Source organism: Streptomyces sp. NPDC048671, from assembly GCF_055587045.1.
The window spans coordinates 84,142-101,223 of the sequence record NZ_JBVJHB010000002.1 but is presented as its reverse complement, the minus strand read 5'-3'; the positions used below and the strand labels follow the sequence as shown (position 1 = coordinate 101,223).

Genomic DNA, 17,082 nt, shown 5'->3' with positions numbered 1-17,082 from the left:
GCTTGGGCTTCATTCGTTCGATCTTCATGAACCGGCTCCAGCAGGGATTCGGGCGGCCAGCAGTGCCATGGCGAGGTTGGACGACAGCACCGGCATCTCGAACCGGTGCTCCAGTTCGGCGATCACCGGCAGGGTGTGCCAACCGGTGCACGACAGAACCAGCGCCCTTGCGGCTTCGACGGCGGCCGAGGGGAGTGTCTCCACCAAGGCAAGGACCTGTTCGGACGTGACCTCGGGGTAGTTGTCGGTCAGGCCGAGACTTGTGTGGGCCAGGACCTCCACGCCGGCTGCCGTGAATGCCGCAGCTTCCGTCTCGGTCACCGGGGCGGGGTATGGAGTGACGAGAACAATACGTGCCACTGCTGTCTCAGCCAGAGCCTGCAGGAGGGCGTCGAAGGCCGTGAACACACTGCTCGGCAGAGGCGGTCCGCCGGTGAAGCCGGCCGACGTGCATGCCAGCATCACCACGTCGAGCGGGACGTGCGACAACGAGTCCAGTGCCTGAGACGATGCCTCGCGTAAGCCGCGCCAGAACGAACCGTCGATCGCCGTCGTACGGGACGCGGGTACGAGCCGGGCGTGGTGAAAGACTGTGTGGCGCATACCGAGGCGGGCCAACTCTGTCTCCACGGCGACGTTGGCCCAGGGCAGCAGCAGACCCGCGCGTCTGGGGCGGTCCGCCGCCGCGTCCAGGGCCGCCAACGTCGTGAGCGACCCGTCAGGAAGGCGACGCAACGGGCTCTCCGAAGACCATGCGCGGCGAGTGGCCGGTGACCACCAGATCACCAGTAGTCCCGAGCGGCACCGTCGCGCCGCGCTCGACTACCTGGATGGAGTACGAGCCCAGCCGCCGCCAGTAGGTGCCCTCATCGCTGATGAAGTAGGAGTGGAGCCCCGGCACGCGCAGGCCGATCGGGTAGACCCGCTCCTTCATCGGCTGGTCCCAGGTGAAATCGATGTCCGCCTTCCACGATGTGAAGTGCTCGGCCGACGGGAGCGGCTCCTGCTCAACGAGTGCGGCGAGCGGGGTGCCGGGGAACGCCCGCGCCCGGCGCACGTTCGTCCGGTGGCAGAGCAGGCCGGCGTCGAGAATCCCGGCCAGTCCGCGAAGGTTCGCCACGTGGGTGCCATGGGTCTCCCCGGGGAGGCCATAGATCAGGTTCAGCCCCGGTAGGAGCATCGGCAGACCACCGGGGCCGCGTACGGCACCCGCCGTGTTCACGTGCTCGACTGCGCGCACCAGGATTTCAGGCGTGCAGGTAAGGGTGTTGCGCTCGATAACGGCCGGATCGAAGCTCTCGATCCCCATGGGCGCGCAGTTGCCCTCGGTACAGAAGTCCGCCACCAGCTTGGCGATGCGCAGCCCAACTGGGGCGGCGACGGCCAGCGGGTCGGCGTTGTCGATGTGGAGCACTTCCAGCTCGGGGCAGTGCTCGCGGATGCCGCTGAGCAGGGCGCGGATCGCGTCCTCGTCGCGGTTACGGTAGGAGAAGAAACAAGTCTGCTGACCCAGCCGGAAGTTCCGGATGCCGGCAGCGTAGAGCTGGGTCGCCTCGTCGACGACGTCGTCGACCTCGCGGAAGGCGACGGCGGGTGACTTCGCCGGTTCGTTGCAGAAGTCGCAGAACCTGCGTCGGGTGCAGCCGCGGTACAGCTCCAGCTCGGCGATCGGGCGCCAGGGCATCTGCTCGACGAGGCCGGCGAACGAGTCGCGCTCTCGTCGCATCTGCTCGTAGTCGGCCGGGCGTCGACTGCCGAGCAGGAGGTCGCCGGACGTCACAGTGTGGGTGTGGACGGCGTCGAACAACCCCGCGTACTCCGCAGGGGAGGCCAAGGCGTAGGCGGACAGCGGACCGAGCAGATACCGACGGCCGCGTGTGCAGGCGAGTGCGCGACCGATCTCCTCGAACGACCCGTTCACGGCGTGCAGATGGACGGACGGAACGGCGTCCCCGGCGATGACGATCACGATCTCGGCATCCCGCAGGAACTGCACGGCAGCATCCCGGTTGACAGTGGTGGAGTACGTGAGCCGGTCACTCAGGGGCGGTTCGACGCTGGGCTTGCCTCCGGCCAGGCACCAGCGGACGTCGTCGATGGTCACGTACCGGACGTCCGTCTCCGGCCGAGCCCGCCGCAGAGCCGACCAGGCGTTCCGGACGTAGGTCGACAGGTAGGGCGGTACGCCGAGACCACTCGGCTCGACGGTGAAGCAGTCCAAGATCACTACAGGCTGCATACGGATCTCCCTCCATCGCTGAGGGCATCGGCGGTGTTCCAACGGCGTCCTCGCCGGGAAGTGCCGTGGGCCCCGCAGTCCTCTCAGTGTCGGCGTTGGCACGGCTCAGGAGGAGAGGTGCACGGGGTTGTTCGGTTGTACGGGGGTTGTACTTCCGTGGCTCTCTGTCCGAAGGCTGGGACGCAGGGTGATCCACAAGGCATCATCTGCACATGGTTAGTTCAAGGGCGGGTGGCGAGGCCAACGCCGCGTTCGCGGCGGTGCTCCTGGAGGCCGGGTGTTCGCATGCCGCTTTGGCGCGCAAGGTCAACGAACTGGGCGCACTACAGAACGAGGTGCTGCGCTACGACAAGGCTTCGGTGACCCGTTGGTTGCAAGGGATGACCCCGCGAGACCGCGCCCCGGAGTTCATCGCCGCAGCCCTGGCCGGGTTCTTGAGCCGCCCTGTTTCCCCCGTGGACATCGGCTTCGCCGAGCAGTCCCAGAGACCCGTGGTCGCACGGGCCTTGACGTACCGTGAAGACGTGAGTGAAACACTTCATACGCTCGCGGAGCTTGGCTCGACCGACATTTCACGGCGCAGCCTCCTCGGCTCAGTGCCGTACGTCGCGACCGCCCTCCTGGACCCGCAACGGCACTGGCTGCTGTGGCTCTTGGAGGATGACCAAGCTCCCCGGCTTGCAGTGGTGGCCAGCAGCGGTCCTGCCGAGCAGGTCCAGGCGATGATCGAGATGTTCGACGAGATGGACAACCGATTCGGCGGCGGCGGAGTCCGAGCGAGCATCGTCCACTATCTGAGCACCGAACTCGCCCCCATGCTCCAGCAACGCAGCCTGCCTTCGCACCAGCGCCGTCCCCTCTACACCTCGGCCGCGAAGCTGGCGGCGATGGCCGGTTGGTGCTCGTACGACTCCGCCGACTACGGACTCGCGGAGCGCTACATGATCCAGGCGCTCAGACTGTGCGCCGAAGGCGGCGACCGCGTGCTCGGCGGACAGATCCTGGCCGGCATGTCACACCTCGCCACCAGCCTCGGCAACCCCAACGAAGGAGTTTCGCTGGCCCGAGCGGGTATCGCGACTGCCAAGTCCGCGGGAAGCCCGCTCGGGCTCATGCGCTTGCACGCCATGGCCGCCCGCGGATACGCAGTCCTGGGCGACTCCCGGCGCGCGACGACATCCCTCCTGGAGGCCGGTAGGGACCTGGAGGCAAGCCGGGGGCCGGCAGAGGAATCGCCCTGGGTTCGCTTCCTGGATCACCACTATCTGGAGGCCGAAGCCTCCCTGGTTCATCGCGATCTCAACGAGGCGGGCCAGGCCGAGCGCCTCGCCCTGGCCTCTGTCGAGGCGAACGGTGACCGGCGCCGTCGGCAGGCCATCAGCCGCTCGGTGCTTGCGACCGCGTTCCTCCAACAGAACAGGCTGGACGAGGCGGTAGGCACCGCGAGCAACGCTGTGGATCTCCTTACCGGCGTTCATAGCGAGCGGTCCGTTCAGGCCCTTCGCGACTTCCGCACTCGCCTTGCCCCTCACCGGGGCGAAGCCGTCGTACGCGACTTCGAGCGAAAGGCCCGACCGATACTCGGCACAGCAGCCTGAAGACGGCGGTCAATAGCCCTCCGGCGTCGGCGCGTTCTGGCCTCTGTCGACGGGTAGGTTGATCCCGGTCACGGCCCGCGACTGGTCCGAGAGCAGGAAGGTGATCACGTCCGCCACCTCCTCCGGCCGCACCAGCTCTCCCCCCGGGAACTCCGTACGGAACCGGTCGAAGGCCGGCGGGTCCTCCCGGCGCATCCGATCCCACCGCTTGCCCGGGATAAGCATCGATCCGGGGGAGACCGCGTTCACGCGGATACCGCACGGTGCCAGCTCCCTCGCCAGGGACGCCACCATGTGGATCTGGGCCGCCTTCGCCGAACCGTACTGAGCTTGAGGGCCCGGCTTCCATCCGGAGACCGAGGCCACCACGACGATCGATCCACCGTCTGCTTCCCGCAGGTACGGGGTACTCGAAGCAATCAGCCGGGCGACGTGGCCGACGTTCATCTGCCACGTCGCCGCCCAGTCCTCGGCAGAAGCCTCGGTGATTCCCCGCCCGCGCGCACCGCCTGCACATGCGACGACACCGTCCAGCCCACCCAGCGCTGAGACGGCGTCCTCCACGAACCGTTCCAGCAGCTCCGGGACGGTGACGTCCAGAGACCGCACGAACAGCCCCGCCGACGAGTCGAGCGATCGGCGAAGGGCCTCCAGCGGCTCGGGCTTCCGGGCACACGTCGCCACCCGCGCTCCTTCGGACAGAAGGCGGCGCACGACGTGTTCCCCCAGCCCTCTGGAGCCACCGGTCACCACAATGCGGCGGCCTGCCAACAGCCCCGTCGCCGCTCGCTGTCCGCGGTCATGCTCTGTATCCGTCATCTGCGCAACCCTTCACCAACCGTGCCAACCCGCGTGGGCGGAGACAACCTCCGTACCCCCTTCTTACCGGGACTTTCGAGCGGTTCTCTTATGGGCGTACCCGGCTCAGGGCCAGCAGCGCGGCGAACAGCCGGCACCTGCTCAGCGAACCGGGGCGACGACCCGCACCCGGGATCCTGATCCACCCGTCACTCAGTCGCTGAAACCGGGTCGGGCGGTCCTCACCACGAAACGAGCGAGAGCCAGCGGAACCCGCGCTCCTCTCCCAACTCGGGAGGCACACCGTGTCCCAGGCACCACACCCGAGCAACAGGCTCATGCTGGCCACCACGCCCAACGCCGTGGGCCTGGCACGGTTGCACACCGCCGACGTTCTCTTGCACTGGGGCGTGCCCGCCGACCTGATCGAGACGGTTCAGCTCATCGTTTCGGAGCTGACCACGAACGCGGTGCGGCACCCCAAGGTGAGTGAAGAGCAGACCTCGCTGTACTCCCCGCAGTCCCCGGTGCGGACCTTCGAACTGCTACTGGAAGTAGTCCGCGGGGCCGTCAGGGTGTCGGTGTGGGACTACGACGAAAGACCGCCCGTCTTGAAGGAAGTGGGGGTCGAGGCCACCAGCGGGCGAGGGATCTTCCTCGTCGCGGTGATGAGCAGCAACTGGGGCCACTACCCGGTCCGCGATAGGCCGGGGAAGGTCGTGTGGGCCGAAGTCGGTCTCTCACCCATGAGCCATCCCCGTGAGGAGGAGCAGGCTGATCGGCTTCCGGGCCTGCCGCCGGCGACCGGAGACAGGGAGAAGCCCCAGGCCAGACGAGCCGGCCCGCTCCTACTCGGCCGTGTGCTCGTCGGCGTCAGGGGCCTCTGAGCCGTGAACGCCACCAACGAAGACGGACCGGCGCCCGACAGCCTGGAAGAAGTGCCGAAGTGCAGCCAGTTCCGTTCGGGACTGGACACGCTGTCACGGGTCGGGCGCCAGGACGATCGGGAGCACGGCGGTGACACGGGTGCGGTTCGGAGGATGGTGAAGCCCTGGCTGCCGGTCGCCGGGGCCCGGCAGCGCGAGGCCGCTGGATCCCCGTCCGGCCGGGCACGCCGGCTGGCCCTCATCGCAGGGATGCAGCAGCCCGGTGTCGGTTCCGAACAGGGCTTCATCGCGGTCAGTACGGTGGCACGTGGCCTGGTGCGGGACCTGATGGAAGCGACCCGGCCCGGCCTCCGGGTCCAAGAGATCGCCGACCAGCTTCGCGGGGGCAGTGCCGCCGGCACTTACCCGCCCGAGAGCATGCCTTCCCGGGCACGGATCAGGACTGACTTCGGTCTCGCGCCGGCGTCCGCCGAGCGCGTCGACCTGGCTCTCCAGGATCTGACGAACGGTGGGCTGGTAACCGTCCTTTCCTCGAAGCCCGGTGAGGGTGGTGGCCCAGGAGGAGCTGATCAACCCGGCCGTCCTGGCGGCCGACTGGCTCGGAGTGCTGATCACGGCCGGTGTCTTTCCCCTGTCCGTGTCGCTCCCCAAGCGCCATGTCCTGGCCGGCGCCGCTGCACACTCCTGCTCCCGCTCGCTGCGCATCGGCACCCGGGCGAGCCGGAGGTGGAGGCGATCCTGCGGTCGGCCGCTGCCACCGTCCTGCATGACTGTCGGCCGGAGCCGGACACCGAGGTCTGGCGTGTCGCCTGTAGCGACGAGCACTGGGCCCGGTTGGCCCGGATTTCTGTGGTCGACCAGCAGGTGGGCGCGTGCCGCCATACCGACCACGTCAACGCCGGACTCCTGGCCCAGAGGATGGCGGACTACGGGTGGCCGGATGTGCCGCTCGTGGGGGAGGGCGGAGCCAGAGCGGCGTGGAGGATCGCCCTTCGAGCCGACACCCGCCCCGACCTCCAGCGGCTCGCTTCCCGGCTGATGTACGGGGCCGTGGAACGGGGTACCGCATCCCTGCGACAGTGGGCTCACCTGTACGACCGGTGTCTCCTGAACTCCCGCCGGCCGCAGTACTACGGGACGCAGTACTGCCTTGGTCCCGGCGGGCCGCAGATGCAGGCCGTGTCCGAGCCGACCACTGACCTCGACATCCGCCGAGACGCGGTGAGCCTCCCGCCCGTCGCCTCCGCGCTCCACCGGCTGAGAGAGCGCCTGGTGGCGGAACCGCTCCTCGGTAACAAGGAGTACGCGGGCACTCCGGTCGACGTACTCGGGGACGCGGCATGACCGCCGCCATCGCCCACCGCGCACGGAACCTGACACGGCTGGTGGCTAATGACCGGGCTGCTGTCCGTCCTGGACACCGCGCCTTCCACTTGCCCGCACACCCCTGGCTCCCGGCCACGAGGAGTCCCGCCTCCTCGTCTGCCGCGCTGCCTTCTGACGACTCCTGCTTTTAAGGCTTCCCCGCACTTGTAGGGGTCGGGTTCACGATCAACCGCCCAATCAATCGAGGTAGATGATGAGAACAGTTGTGCACCATGACGCCGGCCCGAGGTTTGATGTGCTGGCAGACCGTCTCGCCGCCGTGACGGAGCAGACCGCTCCCGTGGTCAAGGCGGTGACGGGGCTGTCTCTGCCCGACACAGTGGTCATCAGGACCATGACCGTGCGGAATTGGCGGGCTGTGCACCGGCGGCAGGACCGAGTGCGGCTGCGAGCGGAAGCCCGCGAACTGCGCCCGCCGCGCAGCAGCCGCCGTAGCGCGAAGGCCCAGGCCGCAGCCTCGGGTTTCTCCCGTCGCATCGTGTGGCCGAGCATCGGTGCTCAGGTCGTCGATTTCGGCCACGGCCGGCCCGAGATAGTGATCCTTCCCCAGGCACTTCAAGAAGCAGGCCGTCTCGACGACGAACGCGTGCTCCAGAAGGTCATCGCCCACGAGATGACTCACCTTGCTCAGTACGCCATCGCCGACGGCTCACTGTGGGTGCTGATGAACACGCGCTACCCGGACCAACGAGGTATCGGCGACCGCGACTACTCCTTCCTGCTGGAGGGCCACGCCTACTGGGCCGACCAGCAGGTCACCACCAAGGTCCTCGGCGCACCGGTGCCGACCGCTGAGATCAGCCCGCACGCCACACGCCGCTACCGGGCCCGGACCCCGGTCGACCTGCTCGCCGACGCCGGCCATCACGCGGTCGCCGCCCAGCTCCAGGGCACCGTCTCCGGCGCGGCCGACTCGGAAATCACTGCCTGCCGCCACGACAAACTGACCGCCCATCTGCGCACGGCCGGCCTCGGTGCGATCGCCGCCCTGGGCTTCATCGGTCTCGACGACGGCGACCCGGACGCGGACCCGGCGGTGACCACCGGCTACAAGGCGGCCCGCAACCGGCCCCTGACCAGGGGACAGAAGCTGTCCAACAAGGCGCTGGCCGCGGTCCGGGCTCCGGTCGAGCACGGCTTCGCGCACCTGAAGAACTGGCGCGTGCTCGGCAAGGTCCGCACCGACCCGATGTGGGCGACCGCGCTGGTGCGAGCCCTCCTGGTCCTGACGAACCGGGAAGTCACCCGCTGACCGACGATCTTCACCCAAGTCACCCGCCCACAACCAGCGCGAGCACCCCCACACCGACGCACACCAGGCCCGTGACCTGCCACTTCACGATGCACACCACTCACTGCTCCGGATCCGTGCAACGGGGACGACGGTCCCGGCGGGCAGCTCACGGTGACCTACGCCCGGATCTACGGCACGTCCCGGTTCCCGCAGGAGGAAATCGACAACGTGCAGGGCACACGCGGCTGCCAGCCCCCTGCAACGATGGCTGCGGAGATGGTCGTCACCCTCCTGCGGTGCGTCCCGACGGTCATCGAGAACGGATGCCCGCCCACCTGCGAGGAGCTGTCCGCCGCCGCCCGGGTCACCCACGTGGATGCGGCCACCGTCTACAACGCCTTGATGTGCTGCCTGCCCAAGACCGGCGGCCGCCGAGGACGCCGTTTCCTGATGGGCCAGCAGAAGATCATCGGACCCCAGGGCGGATGCGTCGGCATCGAGCAGCGCGTCATCGTCGCCCTGCCTGGCTGCGCCCCTTGCCCGGAGGACGACTCGCCATGAGCGTTGAAGTCAGCATCGACGCGTCCCGGCTGGAGCGGGCGTTGCGCCGGCCGGGCGGGCTCGGTGAGCCCATCCTGCGACGGCGCGCACGCCCAGTCGCGGCACGGGCCCGACAGTTGGCACCAGGCAGTATGGGTGACGGCATCACGATGCGGGTCGAGGGGACCGGGCGCGGTATGCAGGCCGTCATCACCTCAACCCACCCGGCCAGCATCTACGTCATCAAGGGGACCAGGCCCCACGTGATCCGCCCTCGCCGAGCCAAGGCGCTACGGTTCCAGGCCGGCGGTCGGACGCTGTTCGCACAGCGGGTCAACCACCCTGGAAATGCTGCAAATGACTTTCTTTCCCAGGCCCTACGCGAAGCGCTATGACACCCGCCCGCGTCTACGGTAAAAGGAAATCCCTAGCGCCGGTGCTCAGGGGCGAGGAAGAGGGCGAGGGTTATCGGCGAGCCATTGCTGTAGCTCGCGGTGGCGGAACTGGTAGCCGGACCCGCTGTAACGAAGGAGGCCTGCTTTGACGGCCCAGTCGAGGAAGGCCCAGAGGCGGAAGGGCAGCTTGCCGCGGGAGCACAGCAGGAACACCGTGTACCTCCGTGCCGCACGACCGAAACCGCTCGCGAGTCCGACCACACATCCGGCCGCGACCCCAACTGCAATACCGCCTATAAGCCCGTTGCCAACTGCATCCTCTTGTCCATCAAGCCAAGCCACGCTCCCGACCACGAGCCCAACCAAGAGTGCGGTCATGAGTCCGACCAGGGGCCCGATCAGAAGTCCATAGACCATGTCTCCGCGAATGACTTCACGAGGGTCGGCCACGGCCACGGTGGTTGGCTCCACTTTGAACCCACGCATGAACCCACCTACAAGACCGCCAACGAGCCCCAGCAGCATGCTCACCGCGGTCGCACCAAACAGGAATCCGCCAGATGGGAAGTCGTCATCGCCCAAGTACACAAACACGAGATAGAACAAGCCACAGAACACGAATCCAACAGTGAAACTCCCCCTAAACCAAGCTTTGAATCCACCTGCGAACCCACCTGCAAGCCCACTCATTGAACCGCCGATGAGACCAGTCACGACCCCTAGAGTTATCCCTGAGAAGGTGATGAAAATTAAGACCTCTTCCCCGGTGGTTTCGGAACTCATCAAGTTGTTGCCGACACCGAACGCAAGACCGACCACAAGGCCGACGGCGAACCAGGCTTTGAATCCGGCCCAGAATCTGGTCCTGAACCGACCCTGGAGCGTTCCCCTGTTGATATGGAGACGGTTGGGACTGGGTGTGGGTCGGAAGATGACGAGGCTGGCGAACGCGGCCATACCGATGGCTAGGAGGACGCCGCCTTCATGGCTGAAGCCCCAGAAGGCTTCGGGGCCCAGGTAGAGGTCCGGGACGAGGCCGAGGTAGCAGGCAGGAGCGATGACGAGGAAGGTGAGGATGACGTCGGCGATGCGGACGCGGGTGGTACCGGCGAGGGTCCAGAGGCGGTGGAGGGTGATGTCGGTGGCTGGGGCGCTTGTGGGGGTGTCGGCGAGGTGCCGAGTGAGGTGGTGGAGCCAGCGGTGGACGTCGTCGTGCTTGTAGTCGTGGGGGTTGGGGGATTCGCCGATGACGGCGGGGATGTAGCGGGACAGGAGGTGCTGGTCGAGGTCGTCCTCGTTGGTGTGGTCGAGGAGTTCTGAGGGGTTGCCTTCGTCGCGGTAGACGGTGGCGGTCAGACACAGTCGCCAGGGCGTGGACAGGGTGGTGGCGAGAGGGCTGGTGGGCTGGGTGTCGAGGTGGTCGATCAGCCGTTGCCAGCGGTGAGCGTCCATCATCCGGCCACGGAGATAATTGATGGCACGGCGGGTGTCGATGGGGGCAATGACGACGCGGGCGGCATCGATCAGTCGGGATTCGGAGATGGGGACGGGAGCGAGGGCGTCGTAGTGTCCGGTGCGACAGGTCAGTACGAGGGGGCCTGGCGCCGAACCATCACGGTAGCCATTGAGCTGCTCTAGGGCCGCGCGGGCGCGGGGCGCTTCCGGGTCGGGGGTGCCGTCCGGACGCGGGCGGTCCATCTCGTCCAGTCCATCCAGCACCGGTAGCACCAGTTCACGATCGATCAGCCCGTTAGCCTCCCTGGAAGTGAATCCATAGGCGTCGACCAGACGCTGTACCAGCAGGGTGGACAGGGGCTGAGTGGTGTCCCACTGAGCCAGCGAGATCCGGACTGGGACGCGCTCGCCGTCAGCCCGACCGTCGATGAGGGCGAGCATGAGTTCCAGGGCCAGGACAGTCTTGCCCGCCCCGGCAGCCCCGGTGACGACCAGGCGCTTGTGTTGGGTGGAGTGGTAGTACTGCAGAACATTAGGCAGAGTGGCGTGTTCATCGGCGAACGTGCGCCCGGCCTCCGGAGCCGTCGCGGCCCGTGCGGTCGCGGGCTGCAGGTCATAGGTGAGATTGATGCGCTGGGTGTCGGCACCAAGCAGTTGATTCTTTACCTGGCTTTCACTGCGCCAGACCTCTTTGGCCAGCCGATTAGCATTGGTGCGGGCTAGTTCGGCCTCTTTGCCCTCAACCGACCTACGCAGCGCCTCAGCAGCGACCGCCAGACCGATCACGGCGATCGGCACACCGAGAAGAGTCGCAATGTCGAGACGCGAAAGCTGCTCGCCTGTGGCAATGGCCCATACGGTGAAGACCAGGCTCCCCAAGATCGCCACTGCGCTGGTGGCCGCTACGACCTGCCACTTGCGCCGATCACGGCGCACTGCATTTGTCAGCATCCTCCGATGATGCCGACATACCTGACGCGCCGTCGGCTGCTTGAGGATCATCTGAGCTAAGTCCTGTTGATACTCAGCAGGGGACGAGCGTTGAGGGTTCGCTTGTCCCTAGTGTCCTGAGTTGTTAGTTTGCTTGCGGTTATAGGGTGGGGTGATGCCTGGTCCGAAGCCGTTGTCGCTGGAGTTGTCCGATCGCGAACGCCGGGTGCTGCGGGGCTGGTTGCGCAAGCAGACCGCGTCGCAGGCACTGGTGCTGCGGTCGAGGATCGTGCTGGCGTGTGCGGAGGGCTTGCCGAACGCGCGGGTCGCGGATGACCTGGGTGTCTCGCGGGAGACGGTGCGCAAGTGGCGGTCCCGGTTCGCCGCGGACCGGCTGGAGGGCCTGGTGGACCGGCCGCGCTCGGGGGCCCCGCGCAGGATCACGGACGAGCAGGTCGAAGCCATGGTCGCCAGGACGCTCGGCCAGACGCCGCCGACCGGTGATTCGCACTGGTCGACGCGTTCGATGGCCGAGACGGAGGGCATGTCGCAGTCGGCCGTCTCGCGGATCTGGCGGGCGTTCGGCCTCAAGCCCCACATCGTGGAGACCTGGAAGCTGTCGACCGATCCGCAGTTCGTGACCAAGGTCCGTGACGTGGTGGGCATTTACCTTTCACCGCCGGAGAACGCCCTGGTCCTGGCGGTGGACGAGAAGTCGCAGATACAGGCCCTGGACCGAACTCAGCCCGTGCTGCCGATGGCACCGACCACGCCGGCGAGGATGACCCATGACTATGTCCGGCATGGCACGAGCAGCCTGTTCGCGGCCCTGGACATCGCCTCCGGCTCGGTCATCGCCCAGCACTACCGCCGCCACCGCCACCAGGAGTTCCTCCGCTTCCTGAAGGTCATCGACGCAGCTGTCCCCCAGCACCTCGAACTCCACCTGGTCCTGGACAACTACGCCACCCACAAGACCGAGCCGGTCAAGAAGTGGCTGCTGCGTCACCCCCGCTTCCACCTGCACTTCACCCCCACCTCGGCGTCCTGGCTCAACCTCGTCGAGCGCTGGTTCGCCGAGCTGACCTCCCGCAAACTCCGCCGCTCGGCCCACCGCAGCGTCGTCGAACTCGAACGGGACATCCGCCGCTGGATCAACGAGTGGAACAAGGACCCCAAACCGTTCGTCTGGACGAAGACCGCCGACGACATCCTCGACACACTCGCCGCATACTGCACACGAATTAACGACTCAGGACACTAGGTTCCGGGTCTGAGTCGCCAGGGACTTTTCAGGGACTTTCAGCTCTGTCGGAGGGACATCCGAGGGAGTTTTCGCAGTACAAGCACGGAAGGCTGCGACAGCGCTGAAAGGCCCTGGGCTTCGGGCACGCGCAGCCGCGCCGTCGCTCTGTAGCGCTCCGGCAGGGCGTCGGGTCGGCAGAAGGAGACGAGCCTGTTCGGGGCCATACACGGTCATGACCTCGAGCAACGTGCCCCGGCGGGCCCAGCGGCGTGAGCGCCGGGCCCACCGGTAGGACGGTCAGGCGTACGGGTAGAACCCCGACCCCGTCTTCCGGCCGAGCCGGCCCGCGTCCACCATGCGCTGGAGCAGCGGGGGAGCGGCGTACAAGGGCTCCTTGTACTCGGCGTACAAGAGGACATGAGTGCCGGCTGTGGATGTGGGCGTTCTTCCGCCTTGCGCCCTTGTGCGCCGCGGTGCGACGGACGGGAGCGTGGCCCCGTCCATCTCCTCTGGTCTCTTCAGCGTCCCGATCGCCGCTGAGGCGATTCCGCTCCGGCGTCGGCATTTGCGGGTGGTCGGTCAGCTTTCGGTTTCGGTCTTGTCGCTGCCCCAGAGGGTGTGGAAGGTGCCCTCGCGGTCGGTGCGGTGGTAGGTGTGTGCGCCGAAGTAGTCGCGTTGGCCCTGGGTGAGGGCGGCGGGGAGGCGTTCGGCGCGCAGGGAGTCGTAGTAGGCGAGGGTGGCGGCGAATGCCGGGGTGGGGACGCCCTGGGTGACGGCGGTGGTGATCACGGTGCGCCAGTCGTCCTGCGCGGCGGCGATCTCCTCGGCGAAGCTCTTGTCGGCGAGGAGGCTGGGCAACTGGGGCTGCGCCTCGTAGGCGCTCGTGATCCTGTCGAGGAATGCGGCGCGGACGATGCAGCCGCCGCGCCAGATGGCGGCGACCTTGCCGAGGTTGATGTTCCAGTCGTATTGCTCGCTGCCGGCGGCGATCTGGTGGAAGCCCTGGGTGTAGGCGACGATCTTCGAGGCGTACAGGGCCTGTTCGACCTGGTCGGCGAAGGCTGCCGCCTCGTCCTTGCTCAGGGTGTTTGCCGTGGGGCCGGCCAGGTGGCGGGAGGCCTCGCGGAGGCTGGCGTGGCCGGAGACGGAGCGGGCGAAGACGGCCTCGGCGATGGCGGAGACGGGAACGCCCAGGTCGAGGGCGATCTGTACGGTCCAGCGACCGGTTCCCTTCTGCTCGGCCTGGTCGAGTACCACGTCTACGAAGGGATTGCCGGTGGCGGCGTCGACGTGGGAGAGCACCTCCGCGGTGATCTCGATGAGGTAGGAGTCGAGCCGCCCGGTGTTCCAGGTGCGGATGATGTCCGCGATCTCGGCTGGGGAGTAGCCCGCCACGTCGCGCAGCAACTGGTACGCCTCGCCGATCAGCTGCATATCGGCATATTCAATCCCGTTATGTACCATTTTAACGAAGTGGCCCGCCCCGTCGGGGCCGATGTGGGTGACGCAGGGGTCGCCGTCCTTAGCCTTTGCGGAGATCTTCTCCAGCATGGGGCCCAGGGAGGCGTAGGACTCCTTGCTGCCGCCTGGCATGATGCTGGGCCCGTTGAGGGCGCCCTCCTCGCCGCCGGAGACGCCGGTGCCGACGAAGTGGATGCCCTGGTCGCGCAGATCCTTCTCGCGGCGGCGGGTGTCGGCGAAGTGGGCGTTGCCGCCGTCGATGATCATGTCGCCGGGTTCGAGGAGCGGGGCAAACTCCGCGATCACCGCGTCCGTCGGGTCGCCGGCCTTCACCATGACCACCAAGCGCCGAGGGCGCTCCAGTGCCGCGACGAAGTCCTCGGCGGACTCGGTGGCGACGAAGTCTCCCTCGTCGCCGAACTCCTCGACGAGGGCGAGTGTCTTCGCCGTGGTGCGGTTGTGGAGGGCCACGGTGTACCCGTTGCGGGCGAAGTTGCGGGCCAGGTTGAGGCCCATCACCGCGAGTCCGGTGACACCGATCTGGGCTGTGCTACTCATGATGACCCTGCCTTCGGTTGTGTCGTGTCCCGCGCATTGACGGACCTTCGTGCTGATACGGGATTCGAGCCTACGACGCTCAGTCGTTTGCGGCCTTTGGGTCGCCTTGGTGTCGGGGAGTTCCCCGGACGCCCTCGTCCGACTCTCACCGACACGTTGGGTTGGTGCGGCCGTAGATGACGTGTAGACCGTTCCTCGGACTGGTCATACTGAAGGAGGCGTGACGTGGAGCGTCGCTATGTTGGAGTCGCGGATGCCGCGATCTACCTCGATATGACGGAACGATGGATGTATCGAAGAGTCCCGACGGCACGGGATCCCCAGGTACTACTTCGGGGGAAAGCTGAAGTTCTGCGTGGCTGACCTCAACCGCTGGGCGCAGCAGCCGCGACGAACTCCTGCGGCGAGTGCGCGGCGACGAAGGACCCCTCGTCGCCGAATTCCTTGACCAGGGCATCGGTCTTCGCGGCCGTGCGGTTGTGCACCGCGACCGTGAAGCCGTTGCGGGCGAAGTTGCGGGCCAGGTTGCGGCCCATCACTGCGAGTCCGGTGACGCCGATCTGCGCGGTGCCGCTCATCTGAGTGCTCCTGCAATCTGTTGGGGATGCCGGGGTGCCGGGGTGCCGGGATGCTGAGATGCCGCGATGTCCAGTATGGATACGGGACCGGGGGACGGCCTGTCCAGGGGACGGAGCCGGGTGCGCACCGGCGCCCTGTCGAACTGTCGCAGTGCCGCACCGAGGCCCGCTGTCCCGCGCCTCGATCATCAGGCGTCCTTCCCACTCTTGACACTCCCTGAGCGACGGCGCAACACTGGCCATGGTTCGGAGAGCGCTCTCCCGATCGAGTTCCGCGCCCGAGCCGGGCTGCTGATCTCGTACGACCGCCCGCACCGTCCCATCCCCGCTGTCGGTGTGGTGCGCAAGTCCGCGGGGGTCACGGAAATCCGTGACCCCCGCGGACTCGTGGCGTGCCGGGACCGGCGTTCAGGCGGTCTTGCCCGAGCGGCCCGCCGCCGCCTCGCGGATCAGCTCGGCGTAGCGGCGGCCGCTGCTCTTGACGGTGCGGCGCTGCGTCGCGTAGTCGACGTGGACCAGGCCGAACCGTTTGTCGTAGCCGTACGCCCACTCGAAGTTGTCCAGCAGCGACCAGGCGAAGTACCCGGCGAGCGGCGCACCCTTGCGGACGGCCCGCGCACAGGCGGCGAGATGCTCCTCCAGGTACCGGGTGCGCTCGGGGTCGTGCACCGAACCGTCGGCCAGGACGACGTCCTGGTACGCCGAGCCGTTCTCGGTGACGTAGACGCGCTGCACGCCGTACTCCTCGGTCAGGCGCAGCAACAGCTGCTCCAGGCCCTCAGCGTGCACCTCCCAGTCCATGTGGGTGTGGCGGGAGCCGGGCAGGTAGACCTGCTTGGCGTGCGGGACGGGGCCGGTCGCGTCGGCGGTGACGACCTGGCGGAAGTAGTAGTTCACGCCCAGCCAGTCGAGCGGCGCCGCGATGATGTCCATGTCGCCCGGTCGCACCGGGAGTTCGACCCCGTACAGGTCGACCATGTCCTGCGGGTAGCCGCGCCCGAGGATCGGGTCGAGCCACCAGCGGTTGACGTGCCCGTCGCCGCGCACCGCCGCCGCCCGGTCCGCCTCGCGGTCGGTGGCGGCCTCCACCGGGCTGAGGTTGTTGACGATGCCGACGCGGGCGTCCGAGGATGCGGCGCGGATCGCCCGCACGGCCAGACCGTGCCCCAGGTGCAGGTGGTACGAGGCCCGGACGGCGGCGGTCAGGTCGGTGAGACCCGGCGCCATCGTGCCCTCCAGATGACCGATCCAGGCCGAGCAGAGCGGCTCGTTGAGGGTCGCCCAGTCCTTCACCCGGTCGCCGAGGCGCTCCACGACGACCGAGGTGTACGCGGCGAAGTGCTCCGCGGTCTCCCGGACCGTCCAGCCGCCGCGGTCCTGGAGCGCCTGCGGGAGGTCCCAGTGGTAGAGCGTGGCGAACGGGGTGATCCCGGCGTCGAGGAGGCCGTCGACCAGCCGGTCGTAGAAGTCGAGCCCGGCCTTGTTGACGGGGCCGTCGCCGCCCGGGACGATCCGCGGCCAGGCGAGCGAGAAGCGGTAGGCGCCCGCCCCCACCTCCTTGATCAGGGCGATGTCCTCGGGGACCCGGTGGTAGTGGTCGCAGGCCACGTCGCCGGTTTCGTCGCCGGCCACCTTGCCGGGGATGTGGGAGAACGTGTCCCAGATCGACGGGGCCCGGCCGTCCTCCGCCACGGCCCCCTCGATCTGGTACGCGGCGGTGGCGACGCCCCAGGCGAAGTCGGCCGGGAGGGCGCTCAGGTCGTTCACGGACTTCCTT

15 protein-coding genes and 1 pseudogene are annotated in these 17,082 nt (G+C 67.7%); 7 read left to right on the top strand and 9 right to left on the bottom strand.

Annotated features, from left to right (window positions below; all coding sequences use genetic code 11):
• Window positions 1-24: 24 nt before the first annotated feature.
• Window positions 25-702 carry an aspartate racemase/maleate isomerase family protein gene (locus tag ACZ6S6_RS04860; protein ID WP_469704023.1) on the bottom strand — a complete coding sequence of 226 codons (678 nt, stop codon included), beginning with the start codon at window positions 700-702 and terminating at the stop codon, window positions 25-27.
• A gap of 16 nt (window positions 703-718) precedes the next feature.
• Entirely contained in the window at window positions 719-2,239 is a 1,521-nt protein-coding gene (locus ACZ6S6_RS04855; RefSeq protein WP_469704021.1) for a radical SAM protein, read from the bottom strand.
• 212 nt (window positions 2,240-2,451) lie between these two features.
• On the opposite strand from ACZ6S6_RS04855, the gene ACZ6S6_RS04850 reads away from it, so the two are divergent.
• Window positions 2,452-3,837, top strand: coding sequence for a hypothetical protein (locus ACZ6S6_RS04850; RefSeq protein ID WP_469704019.1), 1,386 nt, complete (start codon window positions 2,452-2,454; stop codon window positions 3,835-3,837).
• 9 nt (window positions 3,838-3,846) lie between these two features.
• Here ACZ6S6_RS04850 and ACZ6S6_RS04845 read toward each other — a convergent pair whose 3' ends face one another.
• Window positions 3,847-4,656 (bottom strand): SDR family NAD(P)-dependent oxidoreductase, encoded by an 810-nt coding sequence (locus tag ACZ6S6_RS04845; protein ID WP_469704016.1) that lies wholly within the window; start codon window positions 4,654-4,656, stop codon window positions 3,847-3,849.
• Between the two features lie 317 nt (window positions 4,657-4,973).
• On the opposite strand from ACZ6S6_RS04845, the gene ACZ6S6_RS04840 reads away from it, so the two are divergent.
• Complete coding sequence (locus ACZ6S6_RS04840) at window positions 4,974-5,522, top strand: ATP-binding protein (RefSeq protein WP_469704014.1); 549 nt, start codon at window positions 4,974-4,976, stop codon at window positions 5,520-5,522.
• 93 nt (window positions 5,523-5,615) lie between these two features.
• Here the strand turns inward: ACZ6S6_RS04840 and ACZ6S6_RS04835 are convergent, their stop codons facing one another.
• Window positions 5,616-6,095, bottom strand: coding sequence for a hypothetical protein (locus ACZ6S6_RS04835; RefSeq protein WP_469704012.1), 480 nt, complete (start codon window positions 6,093-6,095; stop codon window positions 5,616-5,618).
• A 153-nt stretch (window positions 6,096-6,248) separates the two neighbouring features.
• Between ACZ6S6_RS04835 and ACZ6S6_RS04830 the strand changes: the two genes are divergently transcribed.
• The 4 genes from ACZ6S6_RS04830 to ACZ6S6_RS04815 all read left to right on the top strand — a co-directional run bounded on the left by ACZ6S6_RS04830 (window position 6,249) and on the right by ACZ6S6_RS04815 (window position 9,077).
• A complete protein-coding gene (locus tag ACZ6S6_RS04830) occupies window positions 6,249-6,866 on the top strand; it encodes a DUF6624 domain-containing protein (protein ID WP_469704009.1) in 618 nt (205 codons plus the stop codon).
• Window positions 6,867-7,143: 277 nt separating this feature from the next.
• Window positions 7,144-8,160 carry a transposase family protein gene (locus ACZ6S6_RS04825; protein ID WP_469704007.1) on the top strand — a complete coding sequence of 339 codons (1,017 nt, stop codon included), beginning with the start codon at window positions 7,144-7,146 and terminating at the stop codon, window positions 8,158-8,160.
• Between the two features lie 153 nt (window positions 8,161-8,313).
• Entirely contained in the window at window positions 8,314-8,703 is a 390-nt protein-coding gene (locus ACZ6S6_RS04820; RefSeq protein ID WP_469704005.1) for a hypothetical protein, read from the top strand.
• A complete protein-coding gene (locus ACZ6S6_RS04815) occupies window positions 8,700-9,077 on the top strand; it encodes a hypothetical protein (RefSeq protein ID WP_469704002.1) in 378 nt (125 codons plus the stop codon). The genes ACZ6S6_RS04820 and ACZ6S6_RS04815 overlap by 4 nt, the downstream gene beginning before the upstream one ends.
• Before the next feature lie 45 nt (window positions 9,078-9,122).
• Here ACZ6S6_RS04815 and ACZ6S6_RS04810 read toward each other — a convergent pair whose 3' ends face one another.
• A complete protein-coding gene (locus ACZ6S6_RS04810) occupies window positions 9,123-11,534 on the bottom strand; it encodes an NACHT domain-containing protein (protein WP_469704000.1) in 2,412 nt (803 codons plus the stop codon).
• Between the two features lie 103 nt (window positions 11,535-11,637).
• Here ACZ6S6_RS04810 and ACZ6S6_RS04805 point away from each other — a divergent pair, with 103 nt between their 5' ends.
• A complete protein-coding gene (locus tag ACZ6S6_RS04805; protein WP_469703997.1) occupies window positions 11,638-12,726 on the top strand; it encodes an IS630 family transposase in 1,089 nt (362 codons plus the stop codon).
• A gap of 279 nt (window positions 12,727-13,005) precedes the next feature.
• On the opposite strand, the gene ACZ6S6_RS04800 is transcribed toward ACZ6S6_RS04805, so the two are convergent.
• From ACZ6S6_RS04800 to ACZ6S6_RS04785, 4 genes and pseudogenes are all read right to left on the bottom strand, one after another.
• Window positions 13,006-13,212, bottom strand: coding sequence for a 3-hydroxyacyl-CoA dehydrogenase family protein (locus ACZ6S6_RS04800; RefSeq protein WP_469703995.1), 207 nt, complete (start codon window positions 13,210-13,212; stop codon window positions 13,006-13,008).
• Window positions 13,213-13,287: 75 nt separating this feature from the next.
• Window positions 13,288-14,727 (bottom strand): NADP-dependent phosphogluconate dehydrogenase, encoded by a 1,440-nt coding sequence (gene gndA, locus ACZ6S6_RS04795; RefSeq protein WP_469703993.1) that lies wholly within the window; start codon window positions 14,725-14,727, stop codon window positions 13,288-13,290.
• Between the two features lie 383 nt (window positions 14,728-15,110).
• A pseudogene (locus ACZ6S6_RS04790) lies at window positions 15,111-15,305 on the bottom strand (NAD(P)-binding domain-containing protein); the annotation flags it as partial.
• A 408-nt stretch (window positions 15,306-15,713) separates the two neighbouring features.
• The gene (locus tag ACZ6S6_RS04785) at window positions 15,714-17,072 is read right to left on the bottom strand and encodes a GH1 family beta-glucosidase (RefSeq protein WP_469703991.1); all 1,359 of its coding nucleotides are present in this window, start codon (window positions 17,070-17,072) and stop codon (window positions 15,714-15,716) included.
• Window positions 17,073-17,082 lie beyond the last annotated feature (10 nt).

What these genes read in the sequence shown, in the direction of transcription:
- ACZ6S6_RS04855 (WP_469704021.1), bottom strand. Translation starts at nt 2,239, where the DNA reads ATGCAGCCTGTAGTGATCTTGGACTGCTTCACCGTCGAGCCGAGTGGT.
- ACZ6S6_RS04850 (WP_469704019.1), top strand. Translation starts at nt 2,452, where the DNA reads ATGGTTAGTTCAAGGGCGGGTGGCGAGGCCAACGCCGCGTTCGCGGCG.
- ACZ6S6_RS04845 (WP_469704016.1), bottom strand. Translation starts at nt 4,656, where the DNA reads ATGACGGATACAGAGCATGACCGCGGACAGCGAGCGGCGACGGGGCTG.
- ACZ6S6_RS04840 (WP_469704014.1), top strand. Translation starts at nt 4,974, where the DNA reads ATGCTGGCCACCACGCCCAACGCCGTGGGCCTGGCACGGTTGCACACC.
- ACZ6S6_RS04815 (WP_469704002.1), top strand. Translation starts at nt 8,700, where the DNA reads ATGAGCGTTGAAGTCAGCATCGACGCGTCCCGGCTGGAGCGGGCGTTG.
- ACZ6S6_RS04810 (WP_469704000.1), bottom strand. Translation starts at nt 11,534, where the DNA reads ATGATCCTCAAGCAGCCGACGGCGCGTCAGGTATGTCGGCATCATCGG.
- ACZ6S6_RS04805 (WP_469703997.1), top strand. Translation starts at nt 11,638, where the DNA reads ATGCCTGGTCCGAAGCCGTTGTCGCTGGAGTTGTCCGATCGCGAACGC.
- ACZ6S6_RS04800 (WP_469703995.1), bottom strand. Translation starts at nt 13,212, where the DNA reads ATGGACGGGGCCACGCTCCCGTCCGTCGCACCGCGGCGCACAAGGGCG.
- gndA (WP_469703993.1), bottom strand. Translation starts at nt 14,727, where the DNA reads ATGAGTAGCACAGCCCAGATCGGTGTCACCGGACTCGCGGTGATGGGC.